The following is a 26266-nucleotide window of genomic DNA, read 5'->3' as shown; positions in this document are numbered from 1 at the left end:
GACGGGCCTCGGCGCCCCCGACCTCGAAGCGGGGTCGGGGCGCCGAGGCCGCCCCGTGATGCCTCAGTCGGCAACTGGGTCCAGCATGCGGCTGCGATCACCGCTCCACGAGATCGCCAGTGCGTCGCGGGCCCGCGTACAGGCCACGAAGAGCAGGCAGTGCTCGGCCAGCAGATCCGACTGGTGCTGGGCGGGATCGACCTCGGCCGGCGTCACCTGCGGGGCGAACGGCAGCACGCCTGCCGTCACGCCCACCACGGCCACGCACCGGAACTCCAGCCCCTTCATCGCGTGCATGGTGGCCACGCGCACACCGGACACGTCGGGCCCGGGGTTGTCCTTGACCGCGACCGCCGGGATGCGCTCCCGCCGCAGGCGCGCGATGACGGCGTCGACCAGCGTGTTGAACCGGGCGCACACCGCCACTTCGGACGGCTTGACCCCGTCCTGCTCGATCCATGTGCGGGCCTGTTCGACCAGCGCCCGCAGTTCCTCGTCCTGACTGCCGTATCCGCGCGCTGCCGGTATGCGGCCGTGCAACTGGGACCGGTAGCCGCGCAGGGAGTCCCGGCCGCCGTCCTCGTCGTCGTCCTCGCCGAGCCGGCCCACCGGCTGACCGTCGAGAAGGGACGCCGACCAGCGCAGGATCTCCTCCGTACTGCGGTAGTTGAGGCGGAGCCGGGAGGTGCGTCCCCGGACGTCGATGCCCAGCGAGCGGAGCGAGACGCGCGAGTCGTAGATGCGTTGATGAGGGTCGCCGACCAGGAACATGTCGTCCGCCTGGGAGGCGGCGCAGGCGCGCAGCACGCGCCACTGGGCCGGATGCAGGTCCTGCGCCTCGTCCACGACGACATGGCGGTAGCGCGGCGCGCTCTCGGCGAGGATGCGCGCCGCCTGGTCGCACAGTTGGGTGTACGTCGCCGAGTCACGTGAGGCGAGGTCCGCAGTGAACCGCTCCATCACCCGCCACAGCCGGGCTCGTTGCACCCGCCCCACCTGGGTGCCGCGTCCCCGCCGTACACAGCGCAGGTACTCCTCGGGCGTGCGCAGACCCTGCGCCAGGACGACGTTGCGGAACTCCTGCGACAGGAACTGCTCCGTCCAGGGCAGGTCCTCGCGCGCGACAGCACGGGTCCAGGCACTCTTCTCCGCGGCGGCGGAGAGCGGCTTCGGGGAACTGCCCCTCGCCTCCCTGATGACCCGCGCGGCGAGCGCGTCCACCGTGGTGACGTCGACACGCTCCAGCAGGTGGGCGTCGGCGTGGCCGAGGAGCAACGCGAGGCTGTCCCTCAGGGCGGCCGCCATGGCGTTGGTGAAGGTGGTCAGCAGGATCCGGTCACCGTCACGGGCGGTGCGCAGCAGATGCCGTACGCGGTGCAGGGCGACCACTGTCTTGCCGGTGCCCGGACCGCCGGTGACCTGGGCGGGGCCGTTGAAGCCGGGGTGCTGCGCGTAGCGGCGCTGGGCGGGGTGGAGGAAGATCCGCCAGCGGGTGAAGTCCTCGGTGAGGATACGCTCCAGCTCGCCGGGGCCCGTCACCTCCACGATGCTGTTGGGCGTGTTGAGGATCGCCTCGCTGAGCGTGACCGTCGGCCGGTCCTCCGCCGTGCGCACGGTCTGCCCCCGCGGAGCGATCAGCTGCTCCCAGACGTCCTCTGGGGAGTAGCCGGCCGCCAGGAACTCCAGTACTTCGTACTGGTCGGCGGGCATCATGGGCGGTGCCATGACCGTCAGGTCGTCGGCCGTGAGGCAGACGCGGGCCAGCCGCAGGACCTGGTCGTCGATACCAAGATCGCGCAGGACGGTGTCGGAGTGCGTTTCGAAGAGGCGGGTGGGCGTGGTGTCCGCCTTCGTCTCGAAGTAGGTCTCCATCTGCTCGAGTGCCTCGACGTTGCGCACCTCCAGTCCCCCCGTGGCGCCGTTGACCGAGTAGGCGCGCTTGCAGGCCCAGTTGATCGCCTCGTCGTGCGCCGCGACCCGTAGAAGCGTGAACAGGTCGCTGCCGTCGTCGGGGGCCAGGAGCACACCCCGGTAGAACCTGGTGATGCGAATGGTGCGGATCCGCGGATCGCGTGCCCGCTCCAGCTTCTCCAGGTGCATGCCCTTGCTCGCATGGAGCTGGGGGACCGTCATGCTCCGGAACATCTGGATCGCGTCGTTGACTTCCTTCTGGACCGGTCTCTGCAGCGAGATGAGGTCCGCGACGAAGTCGTCGGAGAGAGCGAGTCGGGGCATCGGCGTCCTCGGGTGGCGAGCGGGCGGCGGTCGGGACCAGCCTAGAGACTCCGCCCCGACGGAGCGACAGATCGCCGGATACTAGTTGTGTGAACTCAGTCAACGATCTATTCTTCACTTGCCGTCCCACGTTCGATCCTCCGCTCGTGCTCCATCGGATCCGTCCGAAAGGACCCACCGCATGCCGGCCCAGCCTGCCCAGGCCGCTGTCCCGCACCCGCTCGACGAAGTGCCCCAGACGTTCCGCGCCGGCGACTCCTACGCGGTGCGGGACGGACTTGTGACCTACATTCGCCGGGATCTGCTGGGCCCCTGGGACGGAGGGACGGAGACCTTGCCGAGCGCCTCCTCCGGCCCGCGCGACCGGTATCTCGTGGGCATGCTCGGTCCGCGGCCCCAGGCCGTCACCGCCGACGGAATCGCCCTCGTGGCAGCCCAGAGCGCGGACGGAGAGTCGGGCGACGAGCAGGAGGGCGACGACACCGAGCTGCAGGACCGGTTGACCCCACAGGCCGCCGGCCACATCTGGGCATCGTCCATGGGGATGTCCTTCACAGTCCCCGCCTCGGTCGGCACGCTCACCGCCACCGTCCGATGGGGTCGCTACCGGCAGTCGGAGGAAGCCACGGACCGCGGCACCACCCGCAGGGTCTGGTCGCGCGAGCCCGTCGAACACCCGGTGGACATCGACGTGACCGGCGCGGCGGACAGTCTCGTCGAGCTCGAAGGGGGAGCGGTCGTCCTCGACATGCAGGTGCGCCGGCACACCGGTCGGGTCGGAGCCGAGGATCTACGAGTCATCGAACTGGCCCTGGTGAACCGGCAGCAGGACAGCCGCGAGGCCCGCGACGCCCACTGGCTCTTCCAGACGGAGATCGACGTCACCGCCTTTCCGGACGACCAGGCCGCCGTCTTCCTTCCGGTCGACGACCCGCTCGATCCCGCGAACCGAGGGAACGGCGCCGAAGACGCCGAGGAGCGCAGGCTCCGCCTTCTCTACCGCGACAGCCTCAGCCACGCCAAGGGCCGCAACGTCGCGGTGCACGCCCATGTGCGAGACGGCGAACGCAACGCGCACCGCCTCACGACCACCTGGCTCCCGGAGTACGACGTCCGAGCCACCACCGCGCCGACACTGGAGGAGCAGGACCTGCTCCGCGGTCTCGAACTCGGCATGGACGAGCTCGCGGCCCTCGCGGTGCCCCGACGCCGGACCGAACTCAGCGCCGCCCTGGCCCCGCTCGCCGACGGCTATGGCTCCTGGCTCGAACGGCAGCGCGCCAAGGCCCGCTCACTCCCCGACGACCTGCGCGCATCGGCCGATGTCGCCATCGACCAGGCACTGGACATCTGCGACCGCATAACGCTCGGCATCGACAGACTCGTCGCCGACGACATCGCCCTGGAAGCCTTCCGGTTCGCCAATCGAGCCATGGCACTCCAGCGTCGCAACACGGCGATCGCCGCGGCCCGCGCCGGGGTCGAGGACGAGCAGGCTTCCTACCGGGAGGCGTACGACGAGGTCCACGCCAAGGGCAAGCAGGCCGCCAGCTGGCGTCCGTTCCAGCTCGCCTTCGTCCTGCTGAACCTCGACTCCCTGAGCCGACCCGGACACCCGCACCGCGGCACCGGCCGCGAAGCTCTCGTCGACCTGTTGTTCTTCCCGACCGGTGGCGGCAAGACCGAGGCGTATCTCGGCCTCGCCGCCTATACGTTCGCCCTGCGGCGCCTGCAGGGCACGATCGGCTCAGGAACGGAAGCGCGAAGCGGTGAAGCGGGCGTCGGCGTCCTCATGCGCTACACGCTCCGCCTCCTGACCGCCCAGCAGTTCCAGCGCGCCGCCGCCCTGGTCAGTGCTTGCGAAGTGCTGCGCCGTGAGGAGTTCGCACGGGACGTCCGCTGGGGGAACACCCCCTTCCGTATCGGTCTGTGGGTGGGTACCTCCGTCTCGCCCAACTGGTTCGACGAGGCCAAGGAACAGATCGCCGAGGCTCGGGAGAACGCGAGCGACAAGCACGCCCGCGTCCTTCAGGTCCTCACCTGTCCTTGGTGCGGAAGCGGACTGACAGCCCGCTCTCACATGGAGTACGACGAAGGCCGTCGCCGCGTTCTGCTGTACTGCCCGCGCGGGGAGGGCGAGGACCGCTGTCCCTTCTCCCGGCGTGAATCGCCCGGCGAGGGCATCCCGGTGCTCACGGTCGACGAGGAGATCTACCGGCTCGCCCCGTCCCTGCTGATCGCCACCGTGGACAAGTTCGCGCAGCTGCCCTGGAACGGGTACGCAGGCCTGCTGTTCGGCCGGGTCACGGAACTGTGCCCACGTCATGGCTACCGTCACGACGACCTCGACGCGAGGACCGGCTGCGGGAGCCGTCACAACGCCAGGGGAGACCTGGCCGGTGTCACCGCACAGCCGGTGACCCGCCTGCGGCCCCCGGACCTGATCATCCAGGACGAGCTGCATCTGATCTCCGGTGCCCTCGGCACCACCGTCGGCCTCTTCGAATCCGCCGTCGACCAGCTCTGCACCTGGGGCGTCACCGACGTCCAGGGGCGACGTCTCGAGACCGGGCCCAAGATCGTCGCTTCGACGGCGACCACCAAACGGGCCGCCGACCAGGTGCTGGGTGTCTTCGGGCGCAAGGTCGCCGTCTTCCCGCCGCAAGTCCTCGACGTGGGTGACACGTTCTTCTCCCGGCAGGTCGAGCTGAGCCGCGCCAACCCAGGCCGACGCTACCTGGGCGTTTGCGCGCACGGCACCCGTCTCAAGGCCGCCGAGATCCGGGTCGCCGAGATCCTGCTCCTGGCCGGGCAGCAGCTCTTCGACCACTACGGCAGGCCGGCGGACCCGTACATGACCCTGGTCGGCTACTTCAACGCGACTCGTGAACTCGCGGGTATGCGACGGTACATGGACGACGACATCACGACCCGGGTGCGCTCCAACGGCAGCCGCAGAGGCCAGGACACGCTGGCCGACCGCATCGTGAGCCGCACCGGAATGCTCGGCATCCAGGAACTGACCTCACGCATCTCCTCCTCCGACGTCGGTGCTGCCCTCAAGCGTCTGGAGACCGAGTTCGACCCCGAACGGGACACCTCGGAGCGGCGACGCGCCTTCCTGCGGGAGTACGCCGTCGCCGTGAAGGAGAAACGGGAACCCCGTGCCGCCATGACCCCGATCGCCCGGCAGGCGGTGGACGTCGTTCTCGCCACCTCCATGCTGCAGGTGGGCGTCGATGTCTCCCGGTTCGGCCTGATGCTGGTCGTGGGCCAGCCCAAGAACACCGCCGAGTACATCCAGGCGTCCTCGCGTGTCGGCCGTGACGCGTCGCGCCCCGGTCTCGTCGTGACCCTCTACAACTGGTCCCGCCCCCGGGACCTCGCCCACTACGAGGACTTCGAGCACTACCACGCCACGTTCTACCGCCAAGTCGAGGCCCTCTCCGTCACCCCGTTCACCCGCCGCGCCCTCGACCGGGGTGCCGCCGCCACCTATGTGGCGGCGCTGCGCCAGGCGTCCTTCGACACTTCGCGCAACCTGGACGCCCATTCGGTGGATCTTGACAGCCCTCTCGCCCTGGACGTCGAACGCCGGCTGCTGGAACGGGCCGAACGAGTGGGAGGCGAGCTGCCCCGCCAGTACCTGAGCGAACGACTCGACCGGCTGAAGGACGAGTGGCGCCGCAAAAGGGACGAGAACAGCTCGGCCCTCGGCTACCGCAAGGAGAAGCACAAGACCACCGTCGTGAACGGGCTGCTCCGGCGGGCCGACGGCTCCCGGTGGACCGAGCTGACCGTCGGCATGTCGATGCGCGAGACGGAGAACGAGATCAACCTTCTTCTGCCCGGCGGCCAAGCCTTGCTCGAAGACCCCTCGGGCGGCGGCCCGGACTGGAACTTCGGCGCTGTGGACACCGAGACCGACCGGGACCTGGCAGCCACCGTGGACAGCGACGAATACGGACCCACCACCGCGGACACGCCCAGGAGGGCACAGCGATGAACACCAGGAGCAACCGCAGGGTCGGTGCCGTCCGCCCCAGCCACCTCATGTTCACCGCCGGCATCGGCTCCCTCCTCGACCTGCCGAACTTCTCCGTCCTGGTCAGAGGACTCGACGCCTGGAGCTACTCCGGCATCACCGACTACGACATCGACGAACCGCGGCTGCGTGCCGCCGTAAACCGCTCGCTTCAGCGCTACGGACGCGGGCGGATCGAGCAGTTGCGGGCGGCCCCTTGGCTGGAGGGCGCCGACACGGACCCGAAGGGCTGGGCGGCGCAGGGCGTCGGAGTGCCCGTCGCACCGTTTCCGCAATGGCTGCGCTGCACCGCCTGCAACGTCCTCGCGGCCATCGACTCCGACGAGTTCACGTTCATCAACGCCAACCCGCGTGCACCGCACGAGGCCAAGTTCGTCCACGACTGCAAGCGGGGAAAGCCGCTCGCCGTGGCCGCACGCTTCACGCTCGTCTGCACGGTCGGCCACCTCGACGAGTTCCCCTACACCCCGTACGTCCACCACGGGCGGGCCTGCGACAAGATCCCGCGGCCCAAACTGCGGATGAAGGACCACGGCGGCAACCAGGCCGCCAACGTCACCATCGAGTGCGTAGCCTGCGGCGCGAAGCGCAACATCCGCGAGGCGATGGGCGAGCGGGGGCGCCGCCATCTGCCCCAGTGCCGGGGCCGTCATCCGCACCTGGGTGCCTATGATCCGAACGGCTGCGACCGGGACTCGGTCCTGATGGTCGCGGGTGCCTCCAACCAGTGGTTCCCGCTCACCCTCAGTGCGCTCGCGCTGCCCAAGGGGCAGGGGGGCGACATCGACAAACTGCTGGACGACCACTGGCCGGAACTGGAAAAGGTCGAGGACCGGAGCGAGCTCGCCTTCATGGCACGTCTGCCCCAGTTCGTATTCCTGAAGGAGTTCGACGCGGATGCGGTCTTCGCGGCGATCTCGGCCCGCAAGCGGGGAAGGGACGGGCCTGCCCCTTCCGCCCCCGACATCCAGGCCGACCTCTTCCGCCCCGAATGGGATGCCCTCTCCGGGCCGGTGCCCCGGCCCAGTGACGACTTCGCCCTCAGACCGGTCTCCGTTCCGGCCCCGCTGGACGAACTCTTCTCGGACATCCGCCAGGTCGAGCGGCTGCGTGAGGCACGTGCGCTGATCGGCTTCACCCGGCTTGACGCGCCCGATCCGGAGTCCCCGGAGATCGCGACCCGTGTCGACCTGTCCCGGGGCGCGCAGAACTGGGTGCCGGCCAGTGAGGTCCGCGGCGAAGGCGTCTTCGTGCGGGTGCGGGACGGCCTCATGGCGGACTGGACGGCGCGCATGGAGAAGTCGCCGCAGATGGAGGCCCACAAAGAGGCCTACGGCCGGTTCCGGACCAACCGCAAGTCGGACCGCAAGACGAGCGACTTCGACCCCTTCCACGGCTGGCCCGGCGCGCGCTACATCGCCCTGCACACCCTTTCGCATCTGCTGATCCGCACCATCGCCCTGGAATGCGGTTACAGCTCGGCCTCCCTGGCGGAGCGGATCTATGCCGGCGACGAACAGAACCCGAGTACGGGGATCCTCATCTACACCGCAGTCCCGGACTCCGAGGGCACTCTCGGAGGCCTGGTCTCTCTCGCCGAGGAGCGCGAGTTCACCCGGATCGTCCGCCGGGCCCTCGCCGATGCCGGACACTGCTCGGCCGATCCGCTCTGCTCCGAGCGTCTGCCGCACGACCCGGGCGACTATCTGCACGGGGCGGCGTGCCACGTCTGTCTCTTCGTTTCCGAGACCACATGCGAGCGCGCCAATCGGTTCCTCGACCGCCGCTTCCTCGTTCCCCTGTCCGGTGACAGGGAGCAGGTGCTGACACCGGTCGGCCTGCTGCCGTGAGCCGGCGGGAGTTCGAGGCCGCAGCGGAGGCCGCCGTCGGGGCCCTCGGCCTGTCCCAGGGCAAGGACCTCGTAGGCCTGCTGTCACGGGGAGGCAGCAAAGAGCGGGCTCTGGCCGAACTGACCGCACCAGGGGCCGGGGCAGCCGTCGCGGTGTTGTACGACGCGATGGAGAGGGACTCGGTCCCGCCGACCGAGGCAGCCGCCTATGTGCGCGGCTACGTCGCGGCCATGCTGCATGCCCGGGACAGGGTACGGGTCCGCACAGTGTGGACCGGCCCCTCGACGCCCGCGGTGCCGGTACGGGCGACCGCCCAGGTGCTGGTCGATGTGATCGAGGAGGCCAGTGACGAGCTGCTGGCCATGACCTACGCGGCCCGTCCGTATCCGGCTCTGACACGAGCTCTCACGGCAGCGGTGGAACGAGGCGTGAAGATCCACGTCGTGGTCGAGACGCTGGCCGGCGCGAGGGGGCTCCTGCAGGGCCGGGAGCCAGCCGAGGCGTTCGCGGTCGTTCCCGGGCTGAGGCTGTGGCACTGGGCCCGTGATCCGGCCGACCACCCTCACTCGCGTCAGCACGCGAAACTCGTGGTGGCCGACCGCCGTACGCTGTTCCTGGGCAGTGCGAACCTGACCGAGGCCGCGGCCCGTCGCAACATCGAGGCGGGAGTGCTGGTGAGCGGTGGACAAGCGCCGCGACGAGCGGCAGAGCACATTGTGGAGCTGCAACGTCTGGGCGAGTTGAGGCCGCTTCGGCCGTGACGGGAATGGGCCTTGCCGGTGTGCCCTTACCCCTGCCTTTGACGGTCTCCTGATGAGGGATGTGAGTCCTGAAACACCCGGGGACTGCTGACCGAGCATGCGAAGGGCTGTAGTCTGCGGAGACCGCCCTTGACCTGCACAAAGCGGGCAGGGAGCAGACATTCCAGGAGTTTGTCCATGCTGCGAACCATGTTCAAGTCCAAGATCCACCGGGCCACCGTGACCCAGGCCGACCTGCACTACGTCGGCTCCGTCACCGTCGATGCCGAACTGATGGAAGCCGCCGATCTGCTTCCCGGTGAGCTCGTCCACATCGTCGACATCGACAACGGCGCCCGGCTCGAGACGTACGTCATCGAGGGGGAGCGCGGCTCGGGCGTCATCGGCATCAACGGTGCCGCCGCCCATCTCGTGCACCCCGGTGACCTGGTCATCCTCATCAGCTACGCGCAGGTCGAGGACGCCGAGGCGAGGTCGCTGGTGCCCCGCGTCGTCCATGTCGACGGGCGGAACCGCATCGTCGAGCTGGGCTCGGACCCGTCCCGGCCGGTCCCCGGGAGCGACACGGAGAGCAGCCCGCACGCCGTGCCGGCTCCCGCGGCCCGATACTGAACCGACCCGACGGCAAGCCCGCTGACCGAGGAGAGCACGATGCTTGACTCCGAACTCCGTGACGATCGTGAGAAGGGCCGGCTGGAGGCGTACGAGGACGGCGAGTTCGTCGGCCACATCGCGTACTTCACGCTGGTCTTCGACCCCGCCGCGCTGGTCCCGGTGCACACGATCGTCGAGCCGGCGCACGAGGGCAAGGGCATCGGCAGCACCCTGGTGCGAGAGTTCCACGCCATGGCCGCCCGTGAGGGCGTGCCGGTCGTGCCGCTCTGCCCGTACGCCGCGAAGTGGGCGCAGCGGCACCCGGACGAGGCTCCCGTGCCGTCCGCCGAACTCGTCATGGAGGCCGAGCGGCAGGCGAAGGAGCACCCGGGGCTGTGACGGACCCGCCGCCATGGGCCGACCGCTCGCACCGGGCCGGCCCGCCCGCGGAGCGTTCGCCCGAGGCCGGTCCGCCGGGGGCAGCAGGGCCCGTGCCGGCACTGCTGCACACTTCCCCGGTGCATGTGCCCGTCTTCGACGCCCTGCGCGACCGTCACCACCCGATTCTGCGGCTGCGGCACACCGTCGACGAGGAACTGCCGGCCCGAGCCGGGTCGCACGGCCCGGAGGCGGTGGCCGACGCCGTCCGCTCGGCTCCGGCCGGGCCGTCGTCGCCGGGCGGGGGAGCGGGTGCGGTCCCGTGTGGCTGTTCCGGCATCGGGGTGGTGGCGGAGGGTACGCGGCGGAGGTCGGCCTGCCCGTCCTGAGGGTCGACCGGCGCACGTGGGCGAGCACCTCCGGTCGGCGCGGGGCCCGCCGGCACCTCGACGCGGGCGGACCAGGGTTCGGCGCACCCGCCGGGACCCTCGACCGGCGCAGTCGCGCGCCCTCGGCGGGCGCGGACCTGCGCCCCTCTGGGTCTCAACGGCGGTGCCGCTCCGGGCGAGGGACCCCCACCCCTTCGCGTGCACGTCCGACGCCGATCGGCCCGCCGGCCTGCGCATGCGGACGCGCTCAACCCCTGGCGAGCACGTGCCGATGACTGGACGGGACGCGTGTGGGAAGCCGCATGCATGGAACCCGAAACGCGCGTCCCGCCGAGCCGACGCCCGGCCGACCGAATCCCCGGGGAGACCGCCATGACACAGCCCCCGCCCGACCCGGCACCCCCTGCGCCGCCTCCCGACCCGGTACCGCCGGACCCCGTGCCACCCACGCCGCCACCGGACCCCGTGCCCCCGGCTCCCACTCCGCCGCCGGGGCCCGGTCCGGGGCCGGCGCCCGGGCCTCCGCCCGGTCCCGTACCCCCGCCGCAGCCACCACCCGGCCCCGCGCCGGACCCGATCCCGAAACCGCCGGGACCGGACCCGGTGCCCGGGCCGGACCCCCAGCCCGGCCCGCTGAGCTGACGCCGTACGGGCCGGCGCCACGCCACGGACGCGACGGATCACGAGGTGCGGTGATCCGCCGCGCCGGGGTGCGCCACCATCCGCCCCGGATGCCCCGGATGCCCCGGATGCCCCGGCCCGCGGCTCAGTCGGCTCCCACCTCCGACCGGTCGCCGCCCCAGAGGGTGTGGAACGACCCGTCACGGTCGGTGCGCCGGTAGGTGTGCGCGCCGAAGAAGTCCCGCTGGGCCTGGGTGAGCGCCGCCGGGAGCCGGCGGGCGCGCAGGGCGTCGTAGTACGCGAGCGCCGCGGAGAAGCCCGGCGTCGGCACACCCTGGCGTGCCGCGGTGGCCACCACCGCGCGCCAGTCGTCCTGGGCCGCGCCGATCTCCTCGGCGAACTGCTTGTCCGAGAGCAGGCTCGGCAGATCGGACCGCGTGTCGAACGCCGTCCGGATCCGGTCCAGGAAGGCCGCGCGGATGATGCACCCCGCCCGCCAGAGCGCCGCCACCGAGCCCAGATCGATGTTCCAGTCGTAGGTGTCGCCGCCTGCCCGGATCTGGTGGAAGCCCTGCGTGTACGACACGATCTTCGACGCGTAGAGCGCCTGCTCGACCTGGGCCGCGAAGCGGGCGGCGTCCGCCTCGGCCAGCGGCTGCGGCATCGGTCCCGGCAGCGACTGCGAGGCCTCGCGCAGATCGACGTGCCCGGACAGCGAGCGGGCGAAGACGGCCTCCGCGATGCCCGAGACCGGTACGCCCAGGTCGAGGGCGATCTGCACGGTCCAGCGGCCGGTGCCCTTCTGCTCGGCCCGGTCCGCGACCACGTCGACGAACGGCTTCCCGGTCACCGGGTCCGTGTGAGCCAGCACCTCGGCGGTGATCTCGATCAGGTAGGAGTCGAGCCGGCCCGTGTTCCACTCGCGGAAGGTCTCGGCGATCTTCTCCGGTGAGTACCCGGCGACCGAGCGCAGCAGGTGGTACGCCTCGGCGATCAGCTGCATGTCGGCGTACTCGATGCCGTTGTGCACCATCTTCACGAAGTGGCCCGCGCCGTCGGGGCCGATGTGCGTGGTGCAGGGAGTGCCGTCAGGCGCCTTCGCGGCGATCTTCTCCAGCATCGGGCCGAGCGTGTCGTACGACTCCCGGGAACCGCCCGGCATGATGCTCGGGCCGTGCAGCGCGCCCTCCTCACCGCCGGAGACGCCCACGCCCACGAAATGGATTCCGCGCTCGCGCAGTTCGCGTTCACGCCTGCGGGTGTCCTCGAAGTGCGCGTTGCCGCCGTCGATGATCTGGTCGCCGGGCTCCAGCAGCGGGGCGAACTCCTCGATCACCGCGTCCGTCGGCGCACCGGCCTTGACCATGATCATGAGACGGCGGGGGCGCTCCAGCGCGGCGACGAACTCCTCGGCCGACTCGGTGGGGACGAATGCCCCTTCGTCGCCGAACGACTCGACGAGTTCGCGGGTGCGGGCGGTGGTCCGGTTGTGCAGGGCGACCGTGTAGCCGTTGCGCGCGAAGTTGCGGGCGAGATTGCGGCCCATCACCGCGAGCCCGGTGACGCCGATCTGGGCGGTACCACTCATACGTGTGCTCCTGGAATCCGTCGACTGCGTGCGGTCATGCGGAAGTGCGCCTCCCCGTGGCCAGTATGAATACGCGTCACCGGAGTGCGGCGTTCATGGGACGACGAGTCGCGCGAGGGGCGCACAGTCCACCGTTTTCCCCCGGACGGCCGCGCGCCCTGCCCCGGGACGCCCGCACGCACCCCCTTGTCATGTCTTGAGGCGAGCCAATAGCTTTGGCGGCTGCTGAGGCGTTCGAGGGGGGACTCATGGCCGGACGACACCGCCGGTACCAGCCGAGCCGTATCAACCGGGCCTCGCTCACCGTCACCGCGGGCGGCGCGGGCATGGCGCTGCCGCTGATCGGCGCGGGAACGGCCGACGCGGCGCCCGAGGACGTGTGGGAGAAGGTCGCGTCCTGCGAGTCCACCGGAAACTGGCACATCAACACCGGCAACGGGTACTTCGGCGGGCTCCAGTTCAGCCAGTCCACCTGGGAGGAGTACGGCGGAACGGCCTATGCCGCGCGCGCCGACCTCGCCACCCGCGACCAGCAGATAGCCGTCGCGGAGAAGGTGCTGGACGGCCAGGGGCCCCGCGCCTGGCCGGTCTGCTCCACGCGCGCGGGACTGACCCGCGACGACACACCGGATGTTGCACCCGAACGGCAGCTCCGGGCGCAGGCCGCGTTATCCCGGCCCACCGTCCGGCAGGCGACGCCGACCACCGTCCCCACGCAGCGTGAGAGTTACACGGTGACGACCGGCGACTCGCTCTCCGGGATCGCCGCCTCCGAACGGGTCAGGGGCGGCTGGCGGGCGCTCTACGACGCCAACCGGAAGGTCGTCGGCGACGACCCCGATCTCATCCACCCCGGCCAGCGGCTGGTCGTGCGGGGCGTCGCCCCCGCCCCGTCGAACAGCCGCCCGGCGGCCCGTCCCGCGTCCCCGCCGAAGACCCCGCCGAAGGCGCAGCCGCCCCGGGCCGCGCAGCCCGCCGCCCCGCCGCAGCAGAACCAGCAGGCGAAGCCGAAGCCGAAACCGAAGCCCCGGCAGGAGCAGCGGCAGCAGAAGCGTCCGGACCGTGCCCAGCGCGGTGCCGGTCTGAGCGCACCCGTCGCGGCCGGCACCGGCACCCCGTACGGCAAGGCCGGCTCGTCCTGGTCCAGCGGCTATCACACGGGCGTGGACTTCCCCGTGCCGACGGGCACCTCGGTGCAGGCCGTGGCACAGGGCCGGGTGGTCTCGGCGGGCTGGGCGGGCGCTTACGGGTACCAGATCGTCATCCGGCACGACGACGGGAAGTACAGCCAGTACGCCCATCTGTCGGCGCTCACCGTGCGCGAGGGGCAGCGGGTCAACAGCGGTCAGCGGATCGCCCGTTCAGGGTCCACCGGCAACAGCACGGGGCCGCACCTCCACTTCGAGGTGCGCACGGGGCCGGGATACGGGTCCGACATCGATCCGCTCCGGTACCTCCGTGCGGGCGGTGTCAGCATCTGACGGCGTTCCGGCGGCGTCGGCACGGGGATCGCGAGACCCAGTGCCGGGATCGGGAAGGAGCCCCGTGGCCGCCGCCGTATGCTGCACACGAGGCAGGGGACAGGGCCCTCCCGCGGACCTCGGGTCCTGGACGGGCGGCGGAACGACGGACGACGGAACGAAACCGGGCGGGGCGCATGGAGCGGACGGAGGCGGAGTCGATCGGTGGCTTCTTCGCGACCCGGACCCGAGAGCCCGGCCCCGGCCATCTGCCGCTGTCCAGGCTCCACGCCGGCGAACTCGCGCCCCTGACCGCCCGCGTCGACCGCGTCGCGGCCCGGCTGCGCACCCCCGAACGCCGCGTCGCCGCCTCCATCGCCCACCTCGGGCTCGCCGCCCGGCTCTGGTCCACGGCGCTCGGCCCGGCGGCGCTCCACGGTGAGTTCCCCGACCCGGCCGCCGGAGCCCTGTACTGGGACCCGGAGCTCGGCTCGCCCGACGATCTCTGCTGGACAGGGGCCGGGACGCTCCCCGGCACCGTCGACGGCATCCGGGAGGCGGTCCAGTACGGCCACCTCCTCCCGCTCGCCGACGCCCTGCGGGGCGACGTCCGCATCTCGCACCGGCTGCTGTGGGGCAACGCCGGCTCCGCGCTCGCCGGCGCCCTGCGCGAGATCCGGCGCTGGGCGCGGGAACGGGACCGGCCCGACGTGGCCGAGCGCGCCACCGTACTCACCGCGGGCCTGATGGACCACCCGGACCTCTCCGGCACCGTGAGGGGTCCGGCGCTGCGCCGTACCAGCTGCTGCCTCTACTACCGCTGCCCGGGCGGAGGACTGTGCGGCGACTGCGTCTTCGACCGCCCGCCCGGCGGGCAACGGCGGTAGCGCCCGGGGCATCGCCACCCACCGGTATCGCGGCCGTGGCACCCGCGACGTCGACGTTCCGCCGGGAGCCACGATCGGCGTCAGCCCGGAGCGGGACCGGGAGCCCCACCCCTCTCGAAGGCCGGGGTGGTCTCGCGTCGGGCAAGGGGCAGCGGGTGCCGTGTCGCCCCGTCGCCGTTCCGCACCGTGGACAGAAGGCGGCGGATCGTCATGCATCGGTCTCCCCCCGTAACGGTTTGGCCCGCACGCGCGCCTCTGAAGTAAAGTTCCGCTTTTGGAATCCTCCAGCGGCACGCGAAGAACACAGGGAACGGCAGCGGCGATGACGGTGACAGACGACAGCCTGGACTTCGGCCCCGGCATCGACCCCGAGCGACTGGCCGTCTGCCTGGGCGTTCTCGAGGAGCTCGACCGCCTGGAGGTCGACCACCCCGACGCGGTCGCCGTCCGCAGGGCCACCGCGGGGATCTACCGCACCGTGAAGCAGCGCCGCCGCCAGGAGCGCCGCGCCGCCAAGACCGCCCACGACAAGGCCGTCACCGAGGCCACCGCGACCGGCTCCGCGGACCGCATCGACGACGAGACCCAGGGACTGCTGCCGTCCTCGTCGGTGACGGGGGAGATCGCGGGCATCCTCCAGCGCCCCCGGTCCTGCTACATCTGCAAGGCCCGCTACGTCGAGGTCGACGCCTTCTACCACCAGCTGTGCCAGAAGTGCGCGGCCGAGAACCGGGCCCGCCGCGACGCCCGCACCGACCTGAACGGCCGGCGTGCGCTGCTCACCGGTGGCCGGGCCAAGATCGGTATGTACATCGCGCTGCGGTTGCTCCGCGACGGCGCCCACACCACCATCACCACCCGCTTCCCGAACGACGCGGTCCGCCGCTTCAAGGCGATGCCGGACAGTGACGAGTGGATCCACCGGCTCAAGATCGTCGGTATAGACCTCCGTGACCCCGCGCAGGTCGTCGCGCTCGCCGATTCGGTCGCGGCCGAGGGGCCGCTGGACATCCTGATCAACAACGCCGCGCAGACCGTGCGCCGTTCCCCGCAGGCGTACAGCGAGCTCGTCGCGGCAGAGGGGGCACCGCTGCCCGCGGGTGAACTGCCCGCCGCCGAGGTGATCGGCATCTTCGGCAGCGGTGGGGTGGACCGGGTCGCGGCCCTGCCCGGGCCCCGCTCGGAAGGGCTGAGCGCCCAGGAGGTCACCGGTCTCGCCCTCGTCTCCGGGTCGGCGTCGCTCGCGCGGATCGAGGCCGGCACCGCGATCGACGCCGGCGGGCTCGTGCCCGATCTGCACGACACCAACAGCTGGATCCAGACCGTCTCCGAGGTCGACCCGGTCGAGCTCCTCGAAGTGCAGCTGTGCAACTCCACGGCGCCGTTCATCCTGATCAGCCGGCTCCGCGCGGCGATGGCCGCGTCCTCGGCCCGGCGCAAGTACGTCGTGAACGTCTCCGCCATGGAGGGCGTCTTCAGCCGCGGCTACAAGGGCGCCGGCCATCCGCACACCAATATGGCCAAGGCGGCCCTGAACATGCTGACGCGCACCAGTGCCCAGGAGATGTTCGAGGCCGACGGCATCCTGATGACCGCCGTCGACACCGGCTGGATCACCGACGAGCGTCCGCACCCGGACAAGGTGCGCCTCGCGGCCGAGGGCTTCCACGCCCCGCTGGACCTGGTCGACGGCGCGGCCCGGGTGTACGACCCGATCGTGCGCGGCGAGGCCGGCGAGGACCTCTTCGGCTGCTTCCTGAAGGATTACGACCGCGCGAACTGGTGAGTCGCGAGGTAACCCGAACGGCGGATTCCCCCGGGCGAGCAGGACTCCCCGGGGGTTTCCTGTACCCGATGGGCCGTCACCTTGGGGCGGTTTCCCGTAAAGAAACGCCCAATGTGACGTAATCCATCGAGCGCAGCCGCGCTCATTTGGTTACTCTGGAGACAACGGACGGTCGGCAAGGGGTCACGAAACCTCGCGAGACCGCCCCGGGACAGGTCCGCAACCTCGGCCGCGATCCCGCCCGAAGAACGGCGCCACCGCGACCGGACCGCCCTTGTCCCTGTGACGCGACACTAAGGAGTGCGCGGTGACGACTGAAACGAAGAAGAAGACCAAGCCCTCGGCGGAACCCGGCGAACGACCGGGGCGGCCGGACGAGCTCGGAAGCCTCGAGGTCTGGGCCCGTTCCGCGCCGATCAGACTGGCCGGCTACGAGGACGACCTCGCCGAGCCGCACATCCTGCAGGGCATCGACTGATCTCGCGCCCCACGGCTGTCACCACCCCCGGTCCGCTCCGGACCGGGGGTACGTGCATCCCGTTGCCCGGCCCCGGCCGCACGCGGGACGCCGGACCCAGCGGCGCGACGGGGCGGCTCTCCCCGTCGCCTTTCCCGTTCCCCTCCGCAGGGCGGGCCGGACCGGGCCCGGTGGACGGTCAGACCCGTTCCGCCGGGACGTCCGTGCTGCTCAGCCGGGTCGGCGGCAGATACTCGCGCAGATAGCGCCGCTGCCACCACGCGCCCGTGGAGCGCAGCCGCCGCCAGTCCGTGAACGTGTAGTGGTACAGCCGGGCCCTGACGTACGAGGGCGGTGCGTCGGGGAAGGGATTGCGGCGGAGCAGCCTCAGCGTGTCCCGGTCGTTCTCCAGCAGCCGCTCCACGAAGCCGCCGAACCAGGACCGGGCGTAGGCGGGGGAGAGAGCGGCGAACCACATCAGCCAGTCGAGGCGCAGGTGGTACGGGGCGTACTGTCGGGGCAGCCGGCGGAGGTCGCCCGGCTTCCCCTTGAACTCGTACTCCCGCCACACCGTGCCGGGACGGGGCACCGGTTCGTCCGTGCCCTCGATCACGACCTCGTACCGGACCCTCCCGACGGTTCCGAACGCGCCGTAGGTGTTGACCAGGTGGAGCGGGTCGAAGGACCGGTTCATCGCCTGCCGCCGGGAGATCAGGTTGCGCACGGGGCGATGGCTCAGAGCGAGGACGAGGACGGTCGCCGCGATCACCAGGACCTCGTACCAGAGCGGCGGGGCGGGCAGCGGGTGCGGCCCGGCGAGGGCGGAGAGGTCGATTGCGGAGAGCGCGAGGGCGATCGTCAGCCAGTTGAGCCAGGCGAAGTTGCCGGACAGGACGAGCCACAGCTGGGTGACGACGATCAGCCCCGCCGCCGCGGAGGCGACCGGCTGCGGAGTGAACAGCAGCACCGGCACCAGAAGTTGGGTCACGTGGTTGGCGGCGGCCTCGATCCGGTGCAGCGGTCCCGGCAGACGGTGGAAGAACCAGCTGAGCGGGCCGGGCATCGGTTGGGTCTCGTGGTGGTAGTACAGGCACGTCAGCCGGCGCCAGCACTCGTCGCCGCGTACCTTGATCAGCCCGGCGCCGAACTCCACCCGGAAGAGCAGCCAGCGCAGCAGCCACAGCACGAGCACCGGGGGCGCGGCCCGCTCGTTCCCGAGGAAGACCGCGAGGAACCCGGTCTCCAGCAGCAGCGACTCCCAGCCGAAGGCGTACCAGGTCTGCCCCACGTTGACGATCGAGAGGTACAGCGCCCACAGCACCGCCCACCACAGCATCGCCGTCCACAGCGGGAGGTGGTCGGCCGCGCCCCCGAGCAGCGCGGCCGAGAGCACCGCCCCCGCCCAGGCGCAGCAGGCGAAGAACCGGTCCGAGTAGTGCAGTTGGAAGATGCTCGGCGCCCGCCGCATCGGGGCGTACCGCAGGTACTCGGGTACCGGGAGCATGCCGCGCTCGCCGATGAGGGCGCGGAACTGGAGGGCCGCCCCGACGAAGGCCGCCAGGTACAGAGCGGCCAGCGCCCGCTGGAAGACGAGTCTGCTCAGCCAGTAGTCGGGTGCCGAGAACCACTCCATCGCGGACCTCCCGTACTCCGAGTATCCGCCTCGGCGACGAGCCGGCGCAGGCGGGCACCGAGCCGTCGCGCGTACATCCGCTGCGCCACGGGTACGAGCGGCCCGGCGAGCCGGGTGTACCAGCGGGCGGGCCTGCTGAACGCCGTCACCGTGAACCACACGGAACCGTCCTCCGCCGACTCCGCGAGGAAGCTCTCCTCGCCGCACTCGGGGTGGCCGGTCAGCGTGCCGTAGGCGAATCCGATGCGGTCCGGTCCGTACGCGGTCCAGATCACCCGGCAGGGGGCACGGAAGCGCAGCGGTCCCACGCCGAGCGAGATCTCGACCGAGGTGCCCGGTTCGGCGCGGGCGGTGGAGGCGGTCAACCGCGCCCCGGACGCGCGGTGCATCGCCCAGCCGGTGATGGCGGCGCCCGCGGTCTCCAGGGCCGCGGGGCCGTGGCCCACCGGCACGCGGACGTGGAGGTGGTGGTAGCCCTCGGGCAGGGGGGTGCGGCGGGTGGCGCCGGTCTCGGCGTAGTTGAGTCCTTCGGCGAGGGTCACGTCGCGGTCCTTTCCGTTCCTGTCGATCCGGGTCATGTCGACCCCGGTCCTGTCGATCCGGCTCGTGCGGTGGTCCTCCGCCCGCCGGCCGTCCGTGCGGTGGTCTCCTCCAGCCGCAGCCAGGCCAGCAGCGAGCAGAGGGCGAAGCCCAGGGCGTTGCCGAGGCCGTGCGTGGCGGCCATCCAGGTGAGGTCGGGGTGCGGCAGGCCGGTGGCCTCGCCGACCGCCCAGCTCAGGGCGAGGAGCATCGTCGCCACCAGAACGGCCGCCGATACCCCGAGAAGTTTGCGAATCAGCCTTTCGGCCCTGCCTGTGCGTACATCGCGCCAGGTCAGCAGTGCGACGGCCCACATTCCGGCGGTCAGCACCACCGCCCCGGCCAGTTCGGCCCAGTCGCCCGTGAAGTAGCCGGCGAGTACCAGCAGGGTCCCCGCCGGCACGCTGACCGCCGCGAACCGGCCGGTGGAACCCCCGGTGGAACGGCAGACCAGGCCCGCGACCAGCGCAGCGGCGAAGCCCGCGAAGTGGAAGTGCGGCACGGTCAGGGCGAGGATCCCCAGGTCGAACCCCAGCAGCTCGTGGCCGGAGCGTTCGGCCACCAGCGCCACTCCTGCCACGGCCGGCGCGGCCAGGGCCGTGAGGACGGCGATCTCCGCCGGCGCGAGCGAGCGGGTGCGCCGCAGCCGGGCCGGGGCGTGCAGGGCGAGGGCGGCGGTGGCGAGGGCGTAGACCGAGGCCAGGGCCGTGGCGAGGGCGCCTCGGGGCAGCCACAGGCTGACGGCGCCGGGCAGGGCGAGCAAGGGCCAGAGCCGGCGGACGGCGCCCGGGTCCGGGCCCGGCACCAGTCGCAGTCCCAGCGGAACGATCACCAGCATCCCGAGCATCACGATCGCGTTGACCAGCGCGGTCATCGCGCCACCCCCCTACTTGAACGCGTTCAGTTCCGTACTCGAGCCTAGAGTGATTCTTGAACGCGTTCAAGTCGCGGCGCCGGAAGGTGTGGTGCAAGACAGGGAGTGATCACTCCGGGTACACACCCTCACAACAGGCGGGAGATGGCGGGGCATGTTCGTGCGCTCACCGATGTATCGCCGGCACGCCGGGCTGGCCGCGATGTCGGCCGGCTTGTCGGCCGCACTGCTGGTCACTGGCTGCAGCAGTCTCACGGATCAGGGGCAGTCGGGCTCGACCCCCTCGCAGGAGGTCCGTCTGCAGCCGGCCGCGGAGCCCGGCCCCGATCCGTTCACGCCCTCCACGGCCACCGTGACGGCGGTGTCCCGTCAGCTGCCGGCGCCACGCGCGTCCAACTCCGCGCAGAAGGACGCCGATGTGCGGTCCATCCGCACGGTGCTGGGCTCCACGCCCGGACTGTACGGCGGCACGCGGTCCGTCGCGAGCTGTGACGTGGAGCAGCAGATCCGGTTCCTGGTCGCCGACCAGGGCAAGGCGCAGGCGTTCGCCGAGGGCGTCGGCGTCGGCCAGGAGGACATGCCGGGGTTCCTGCGGGGTCTCACCCCCGTGGTGCTGAGGGCCGACGCCCGGGTCACCAACCACGGCTACCGCGACGGTGTCGCCCAGCGCCGGCAGGCCGTCCTCCAGGCCGGGACCGCGGTGCTCGTCGACGAGCACGGCTCGCCGCGGGTCCGCTGCGGGTCCGGGAGTCCGCTCGCCTCCCCCGTGGTGACCGCCGGGGCGGTGAACGAGCAGGGCAAGCCCTGGCAGGGGTACGACCGTGACCGCGTGGTCGTGATCACCCGGGCCGCGCACGTGATCGACGCTCTGGTGATCGTCGACATCGCCGCCAACACCTGGATGGAGCGCAGGAGCGGCTCCGACGGCGAGGCGGACCAGAACCCGCAGGTGCCGCCCGCCTACGATCCGGGGCTCCACGTCGCCGACGCACCCCAGGGGCCCCAGCCGGCCGGGCCCGGGTCGCCGAGCGAACCGCCGCCGCCGAGTCCCGACGCCTCCGGTCCGCGGCCGGCGTCTCCGAGCGCGGTCCGCCCCGGTGTCCCGAGCTCGCCGACCCGTGGGCCCGACGGCCCGCCGCCCATCCTCCCGGACGCGCCGCTGCCCGACGGGGCGGGCCAGGGCACCGGCGGGCAGGACGCGGGCGGCTCGGGCGGGTTCGACCAGGGCGGTGCCGGTCTGAGCGACAGCGACATCCTGATCTCGCCGGACTCCGTCGGTGGCGCCGGTCAGGGCTCGGGTGCCGTCGGTGGCGCCGGCCAGGGCTCGGGCGCCGTCGGCGGCGTGGACCAGGGCTCGGGTGCCGTCGGCGGCGTGGACCAGGGCTCGGGTGCCGTCGGCGGCGCGGGCGAGCCCCAGGGTGGGCCCGGCGTCATCCTTCCGGACGCGCCGCTTCCCGGCGGTACCGGGACCGGTACCGGCCTGCCCGCCCCCGGCGGCGGGAGTGTCCAGGGCTGAGGCCGCAGCGCCCCGCTCGCTCGATAAATCGGACAAATGATGGCAGAGTGTCACCATGGTTGATCGGGCAGCGGGGGCCCTGTCGCTTCCCGACGACTGGCCCGCCAACCCGGATCTGAGCCTGGCCCTCAACCGCATGGGCAGCTTCGACTGGGACCTCGACAGCGGGCTGATGCATCTGGATCAGCCCGCTCTCGACGTGTTCGACACGCCGGCCGACCAGTACGACGGCCGCCCCGAGACCCTGGCCCGGCGTTTCCCGCGCGGCGAGGCCGCCCGGCTGGACGAGCTGGTCTCGCAGGCGCTGAAGAACGGCAGCTCCCACTACGGTGCGTACTTCCGCATCCGCTGCCGCAACGGCACCCTGCGCTGGACGCACACCCAGGGGTCGGTGGTCCGCGACGCCGAGGGCCGCCCCCACCGCATCATCGGCATCGTCCGCGACGCCACCCAGGAGCTCGCCGAATCCTCCGCCCGGCTCGAACTCGACGCGGAACGCCGACGTCAGACCAGCGTCGTGGAGAGCACCACGGCCGCCCTCGCCCACGCCAGGACCGTCAAGGACGTCATCGACGTGCTCAAGGACTCGCACGGGCTGGAACACCTCGGCGCCACCAGCCTGGTGATGGGGCTGCTGGAGTCCGGGCGCATCCATCTCGTCGCGGAGGGCCCGGAGGGCTCCTTCGTCCCGGGCACCCGATTCACCCGGGTCGACGAGCAGTACCCGATGAGCGAGGTCATCCGCACGCTGGTGCCCCGGTTCATCGAGTCCAAGGAGGACTTCGCCGGCTCGTACCCGCGGCTCTGGCCGCACATCAGCGGACTCGGCATCACCTCCGCGGCCTACATGCCGCTGATCGCCCAGGCCAGGCCGATCGGCGCGCTCGGACTGCTGTACAGGGAGAAGACCGGCTTCACCACCGAGGAGCGCAATCTGCTCGTGGCGCTGAGCAGCAGCATCGCGCAGAGCCTGCAGCGGGCCATGCTCTTCGAGCAGGAGCACGACCTGGCCGAGGGGCTCCAGCAGGCGATGCTGCCCCGCCGCATCCCCTCCGTGCCCGGGGCCCGGATCGCGGTGCGATACCGTTCGGCTCGCCTCGGCCGCGACATCGGCGGCGACTGGTACGACGTCATCCCCCTGCCCGGGGGTCGGGTCGGCGCGATCATCGGAGACGTCCAGGGGCATGACACCCACGCCGCCGCCGTCATGGGCCAACTGCGCATCGTGCTGCGCGCGTACGCGGCCGAAGGGCACACTCCCGCGACGGTGATGGCCCGCGCCTCGGTCTTCCTCCATGAGCTCGACACCGACCGCTTCGCCACCTGCATCTACGCGGAGGCCGACCTCACCACGGGCGTCGTGCAGATGGTCCGCGCCGGCCATGTCGACCCGCTGCTCCTCGACTCCGACGGGGAGGGCCGCCGGATCCCGGTGGAGGGTGGGATGCCACTGGGCCTGTCCGCCGAGTTCGGCCGGCTCGAGTACCCCGTCGCCACCCTGGAACTCGACCCCGGACAGACCCTGTTGCTCTACACCGACGGGCTCGTCGAACAGCCCGGTGCCGACCTCGACGACGGGATGCGGCAGCTCACGAACGCGATCCGGGGCGGCTCCAAGAACCTCCAGCTGCTCGCGGACCAGCTCTGCGAGGAGGTCGACGAGCGAGGCGGCGACGACGACGTCGCGCTGCTGATGCTCCAGCGCCGCGGCGCGTACGCCCCGCACTCCGGCGGGCGGCTCCAGCAGCACGTCGCCCAGAACGACCCCGAGGCGCTCAGCTCCGCCCGGCACATGATCCGGGCCGCCGTTCGGGCCTGGGGTGCGGCGGACCGCTCGGACGAGATCGAGCTGGCGGCCGACGAACTGATCACCAATGCCCTGATGCACACCGACGGCGGGGCGATCGTGACCGTGCGCGTGCTCACGGGGCCCGAGCGGCGGCTGCGGGCCGAGGTCGAGGACTCCTCCAGCGCCCTGCCCCGGCGCCGGGAGGCGGGGGACGCCGGGGTCTCCGGCAGGGGACTGATGCTGGTGGACCGGCTGGCGGACGTCTGGGGCGTGGAGTCGCGCGGCACCGGCAAATGCGTGTGGTGCGAGTTCACCGTCCCGGTCCGGGTGGCAACCTGAAGAAAACCCGACGGTAACCCTATGTAACCTGATTGCGCTTGACCGTAACCGACCGCAGGCGATTGACTGCTGATTCCTGTGTTCCGGCCTCCTAGGACATGAGGACACCCTTGAGCACCGAGCTGCTGGCACCCCTGGATCTGGCCTTCTGGCACCTCGAGTCCGCCGACCACCCGATGCACCTCGGCGCGCTCGCCCACTTCAACCCGCCCGCGTCCGGGGACGCCGGCACGACCACGGCGGGCAGCGAGGAGATCCTGGCGCTGCTCGCCGCCCGCACCTCCGCGATCCCCCGCCTGCGCATGCGCGTCACCGACGTGCTGCTGCCCGTGGGCGGCGCCGCCTGGACGGCCGACAAGGACTTCGACGTACGGAGTCATCTGCGTCAGGTCCGGCTGCCGGCGGGTGACTTCGCGGCGTCCGCGGCCACGCTCGCCGGGGAGCTGATGGAGCGTCCGCTCGAACGGGGGTTGCCGCCCTGGGAGATGTACCTGCTCACCGGAGGCCCCGGGGATCCGTTCGCCGTCCTGGTCAAACTGCACCACGCCCTCGCCGACGGCATGCGGGCCGTCGCCATCGGGGCGGGCATCTTCGACGAGATCGCCGGGCCGCTCGCCGCGCGCGCCCGCAGGCACGGCCGCAGGACCGGCCGGAGCCCGGCCGCCGTACCGCCTCGATCCTGGCTCCCCGGTCCCTGGCAGGTCGCCGGGATGGCGCGCGGACGCATCGAGGAGCTGGGCCGGGCCTTCGGAGTCGGGGCCTCCCTCGTGGGCGCCTCGCTCGCCCGGGCCGGCCGGCTCGACCCTCGCGGTGCCGCTGCGCTCGCCGCCAGCTCCAGCGGCACCCGGAGGCTCGCCACCTCCGTACTCGAGCTCGACGAGGTCCACGAGGTCCGCAGGGTCGCCGGCGGCACCGCGAACGACGTGCTCCTCGCCATCGTGGCGGGGGCACTGCGGCGCTGGATGACCGAGCGGGGCGACGCCCTGCCGCCCACCGACCCCAGCGCCCTCGTCCCGGTGTCCAGGCGCCGGCCCGGCGGCCCCCCGGGTTCCGGAAACAAGTTGTCCGCGTACCTGCTCGACCTCCCCGTCACCGAGCCCGACCCCTGGGCCCGGCTCTACGCGGTCCGCGACGGCATGGACCGGAACAAGGCGGCGGGGCCGCTGCGCGGCGCCGGAGCCGTCGCCGTGCTCGCCGACCAACTCCCGCCGCTCGCTCACCGGTTCGGAGCGCCGATCGCCGGCAACGCCGCCCGGATGCTGTTCGACCTCCTTGCGACCAGCGTGCCGCTGCCCCGCTCCGCGCTGTCGCTCGGCGGCTGCCCGCTGCGTGCGATCTACCCGATGGCCCCGCTCGCCCGCGGCCAGTCCCTCGCCGTGGCGATGTCCACGTACGGCGGCCGGGTGCACTTCGGCCTGGTCGCCGACGGGAGGGCCCTGCCCGACGTGGACCGCCTGGCCCGCGCGATCGAGGAGGAGATGGCCGCGCTGCTGGAGCTGGTCCGCTAGGGGGCCCGCCGGACGTCCCCGGCCGGACGGGACTTCCAAACCCGCTCCGGGGACCGGGCCGGTGCCCGGGGCGGGCCTGCGCGAGCGGGCCCGGTACGGCACGCTGGAGCCATGCCGGAACTGCCCGAGGTCGAAGCGCTCAGGGGCTTCCTCGACGAGAACCTGCTCGGCAAGGAGATCGCCCGGATGATGCCCGTGGCGATCAGCGTGCTGAAGACGTACGACCCGCCGCTCACCGCCCTCGACGGCAGGGAGGTCACCTCGGTGCGGCGGCACGGCAAGTTCCTCGACATCGGCACCGGCGGCGGACTGCACCTCGTCTTCCACCTCGCCAGGGCCGGATGGCTGCAGTGGAAGGACGTCCTCCCGTCGGGTATGCCCCGCCCGGGCAAGGGCCCGCTGGCCCTGCGCGCCGCGCTCACCGGCGGGGACGGCTTCGACCTGACCGAGGCGGGCACGACCAAACGACTCGCCGTGCACCTCGTGCACGACCCGGCCGAGGTGCCCGGTGTCGCCCGGCTCGGACCGGACCCGCTCGCGGACGACTTCGACCGCGACGCGTTCGCCGCGCTCCTCGCCGGGGAGCGCCGTCAGATCAAGGGAGCGCTGCGCGACCAGAGCCTCATCGCCGGAATCGGCAACGCGTACAGCGACGAGATCCTGCACGCCGCGAGGATGTCGCCGTACAAGCTCACCTCGAGACTCGGCGAGGACGAGACCACCGGTCTGTACGAGGCGATGCGCACGACGCTGGAGGACGCCGTCGAGCGATCGAGGGGCCTGGCCGCCGGCCGGCTGAAGGCCGAGAAGAAGAGCGGTCTGAGGGTGCACGGCCGCACCGGCGAGCCCTGTCCCGTGTGCGGCGACACCATCCGCGAGGTGTCGTTCCACGACTCGTCGCTGCAGTACTGCCCCACGTGCCAGACGGGCGGCAGGCCGCTCGCGGACCGCAGGCTGTCGCGGCTGCTCAAATGACG

At 71.8% G+C, this 26266-nt stretch carries 19 protein-coding genes; 14 read left to right on the top strand and 5 right to left on the bottom strand.

What is annotated here, in order from left to right:
- Positions 1-63: 63 nt before the first annotated feature.
- Positions 64-2235, bottom strand: a complete 2172-nt coding sequence (locus O7595_RS03340) for a UvrD-helicase domain-containing protein (protein WP_269727223.1) — start codon at positions 2233-2235, stop codon at positions 64-66.
- A 181-nt stretch (positions 2236-2416) separates the two neighbouring features.
- On the opposite strand from O7595_RS03340, the gene drmA reads away from it, so the two are divergent.
- The 6 genes from drmA to O7595_RS03310 all read left to right on the top strand — a co-directional run bounded on the left by drmA (position 2417) and on the right by O7595_RS03310 (position 10252).
- The gene (gene drmA, locus O7595_RS03335; RefSeq protein WP_269727222.1) at positions 2417-6241 is read left to right on the top strand and encodes a DISARM system helicase DrmA; all 3825 of its coding nucleotides are present in this window, start codon (positions 2417-2419) and stop codon (positions 6239-6241) included.
- Positions 6238-8130 (top strand): DUF1998 domain-containing protein, encoded by a 1893-nt coding sequence (gene drmB / locus O7595_RS03330; protein ID WP_269727221.1) that lies wholly within the window; start codon positions 6238-6240, stop codon positions 8128-8130. Before drmA ends, drmB begins: the two co-directional genes overlap by 4 nt.
- Entirely contained in the window at positions 8127-8891 is a 765-nt protein-coding gene (gene drmC / locus O7595_RS03325; RefSeq protein WP_269727220.1) for a DISARM system phospholipase D-like protein DrmC, read from the top strand. The genes drmB and drmC overlap by 4 nt, the downstream gene beginning before the upstream one ends.
- A 177-nt stretch (positions 8892-9068) precedes the next feature.
- Positions 9069-9503 (top strand): aspartate 1-decarboxylase, encoded by a 435-nt coding sequence (gene panD, locus O7595_RS03320; protein ID WP_269727219.1) that lies wholly within the window; start codon positions 9069-9071, stop codon positions 9501-9503.
- 39 nt (positions 9504-9542) lie between these two features.
- Positions 9543-9884 carry a GNAT family N-acetyltransferase gene (locus tag O7595_RS03315; RefSeq protein ID WP_269727218.1) on the top strand — a complete coding sequence of 114 codons (342 nt, stop codon included), beginning with the start codon at positions 9543-9545 and terminating at the stop codon, positions 9882-9884.
- Between the two features lie 119 nt (positions 9885-10003).
- Complete coding sequence (locus O7595_RS03310) at positions 10004-10252, top strand: hypothetical protein (RefSeq protein WP_332328113.1); 249 nt, start codon at positions 10004-10006, stop codon at positions 10250-10252.
- A gap of 766 nt (positions 10253-11018) precedes the next feature.
- Here O7595_RS03310 and gndA read toward each other — a convergent pair.
- Entirely contained in the window at positions 11019-12461 is a 1443-nt protein-coding gene (gene gndA / locus O7595_RS03305) for an NADP-dependent phosphogluconate dehydrogenase (RefSeq protein ID WP_269727217.1), read from the bottom strand.
- A gap of 248 nt (positions 12462-12709) precedes the next feature.
- On the opposite strand from gndA, the gene O7595_RS03300 reads away from it, so the two are divergent.
- From O7595_RS03300 to O7595_RS03285, 4 genes are all read left to right on the top strand, one after another.
- On the top strand, positions 12710-13942 hold the full coding sequence (locus tag O7595_RS03300) for a transglycosylase family protein (RefSeq protein ID WP_269727216.1): 1233 nt from the start codon (positions 12710-12712) through the stop codon (positions 13940-13942).
- A 176-nt stretch (positions 13943-14118) separates the two neighbouring features.
- Entirely contained in the window at positions 14119-14808 is a 690-nt protein-coding gene (locus tag O7595_RS03295) for a (2Fe-2S)-binding protein (RefSeq protein WP_269727215.1), read from the top strand.
- 322 nt (positions 14809-15130) lie between these two features.
- A complete protein-coding gene (locus O7595_RS03290; RefSeq protein WP_269727214.1) occupies positions 15131-16594 on the top strand; it encodes an SDR family NAD(P)-dependent oxidoreductase in 1464 nt (487 codons plus the stop codon).
- A gap of 307 nt (positions 16595-16901) precedes the next feature.
- Positions 16902-17072 (top strand): hypothetical protein, encoded by a 171-nt coding sequence (locus tag O7595_RS03285; RefSeq protein ID WP_017947290.1) that lies wholly within the window; start codon positions 16902-16904, stop codon positions 17070-17072.
- A gap of 178 nt (positions 17073-17250) precedes the next feature.
- On the opposite strand, the gene O7595_RS03280 is transcribed toward O7595_RS03285, so the two are convergent.
- Genes O7595_RS03280 through O7595_RS03270 form a run of 3 tightly spaced genes read right to left on the bottom strand, consistent with a single transcriptional unit; the run spans position 17251 to position 20137 of the window.
- Positions 17251-18684, bottom strand: coding sequence for a lipase maturation factor family protein (locus O7595_RS03280; RefSeq protein WP_269727213.1), 1434 nt, complete (start codon positions 18682-18684; stop codon positions 17251-17253).
- Positions 18651-19262 (bottom strand): DUF1990 family protein, encoded by a 612-nt coding sequence (locus O7595_RS03275; RefSeq protein WP_269727212.1) that lies wholly within the window; start codon positions 19260-19262, stop codon positions 18651-18653. Before O7595_RS03275 ends, O7595_RS03280 begins: the two co-directional genes overlap by 34 nt.
- Complete coding sequence (locus O7595_RS03270) at positions 19259-20137, bottom strand: YndJ family protein (RefSeq protein ID WP_269727211.1); 879 nt, start codon at positions 20135-20137, stop codon at positions 19259-19261. The genes O7595_RS03275 and O7595_RS03270 overlap by 4 nt, the downstream gene beginning before the upstream one ends.
- Positions 20138-20291: 154 nt before the next feature.
- On the opposite strand from O7595_RS03270, the gene O7595_RS03265 reads away from it, so the two are divergent.
- The 4 genes from O7595_RS03265 (at position 20292) to O7595_RS03250 (ending at position 26264) form a co-directional block, all read left to right on the top strand.
- Complete coding sequence (locus O7595_RS03265; RefSeq protein WP_269727210.1) at positions 20292-21653, top strand: DUF6777 domain-containing protein; 1362 nt, start codon at positions 20292-20294, stop codon at positions 21651-21653.
- A gap of 55 nt (positions 21654-21708) precedes the next feature.
- A complete protein-coding gene (locus tag O7595_RS03260) occupies positions 21709-23781 on the top strand; it encodes a SpoIIE family protein phosphatase (protein WP_269727209.1) in 2073 nt (690 codons plus the stop codon).
- A 110-nt stretch (positions 23782-23891) separates the two neighbouring features.
- On the top strand, positions 23892-25289 hold the full coding sequence (locus O7595_RS03255) for a wax ester/triacylglycerol synthase family O-acyltransferase (RefSeq protein ID WP_269727208.1): 1398 nt from the start codon (positions 23892-23894) through the stop codon (positions 25287-25289).
- 111 nt (positions 25290-25400) lie between these two features.
- Positions 25401-26264, top strand: a complete 864-nt coding sequence (locus O7595_RS03250) for an Fpg/Nei family DNA glycosylase (protein WP_269727207.1) — start codon at positions 25401-25403, stop codon at positions 26262-26264.
- Positions 26265-26266 lie beyond the last annotated feature (2 nt).

Origin of the sequence: Streptomyces sp. WMMC940, assembly GCF_027460265.1 — a bacterium.
GTDB lineage: Bacteria > Actinomycetota > Actinomycetes > Streptomycetales > Streptomycetaceae > Streptomyces.
Note: the sequence above shows the minus strand (reverse complement) of the source record. Positions and strands in the feature narration are given on the sequence as shown.

Bases quoted from the DNA above. Each gene is read 5' to 3' on its own strand.
- drmA (WP_269727222.1), top strand. From the start codon at position 2,417: ATGCCGGCCCAGCCTGCCCAGGCCGCTGTCCCGCACCCGCTCGACGAA.
- O7595_RS03315 (WP_269727218.1), top strand. From the start codon at position 9,543: ATGCTTGACTCCGAACTCCGTGACGATCGTGAGAAGGGCCGGCTGGAG.
- O7595_RS03340 (WP_269727223.1), bottom strand. From the start codon at position 2,235: ATGCCCCGACTCGCTCTCTCCGACGACTTCGTCGCGGACCTCATCTCG.
- panD (WP_269727219.1), top strand. From the start codon at position 9,069: ATGCTGCGAACCATGTTCAAGTCCAAGATCCACCGGGCCACCGTGACC.
- O7595_RS03275 (WP_269727212.1), bottom strand. From the start codon at position 19,262: ATGACCCGGATCGACAGGAACGGAAAGGACCGCGACGTGACCCTCGCC.
- O7595_RS03270 (WP_269727211.1), bottom strand. From the start codon at position 20,137: ATGACCGCGCTGGTCAACGCGATCGTGATGCTCGGGATGCTGGTGATC.
- O7595_RS03290 (WP_269727214.1), top strand. From the start codon at position 15,131: ATGACGGTGACAGACGACAGCCTGGACTTCGGCCCCGGCATCGACCCC.
- O7595_RS03250 (WP_269727207.1), top strand. From the start codon at position 25,401: ATGCCGGAACTGCCCGAGGTCGAAGCGCTCAGGGGCTTCCTCGACGAG.
- O7595_RS03265 (WP_269727210.1), top strand. From the start codon at position 20,292: ATGTTCGTGCGCTCACCGATGTATCGCCGGCACGCCGGGCTGGCCGCG.
- O7595_RS03300 (WP_269727216.1), top strand. From the start codon at position 12,710: ATGGCCGGACGACACCGCCGGTACCAGCCGAGCCGTATCAACCGGGCC.
- O7595_RS03260 (WP_269727209.1), top strand. From the start codon at position 21,709: ATGGTTGATCGGGCAGCGGGGGCCCTGTCGCTTCCCGACGACTGGCCC.
- gndA (WP_269727217.1), bottom strand. From the start codon at position 12,461: ATGAGTGGTACCGCCCAGATCGGCGTCACCGGGCTCGCGGTGATGGGC.
- drmB (WP_269727221.1), top strand. From the start codon at position 6,238: ATGAACACCAGGAGCAACCGCAGGGTCGGTGCCGTCCGCCCCAGCCAC.
- O7595_RS03295 (WP_269727215.1), top strand. From the start codon at position 14,119: ATGGAGCGGACGGAGGCGGAGTCGATCGGTGGCTTCTTCGCGACCCGG.
- O7595_RS03280 (WP_269727213.1), bottom strand. From the start codon at position 18,684: ATGGAGTGGTTCTCGGCACCCGACTACTGGCTGAGCAGACTCGTCTTC.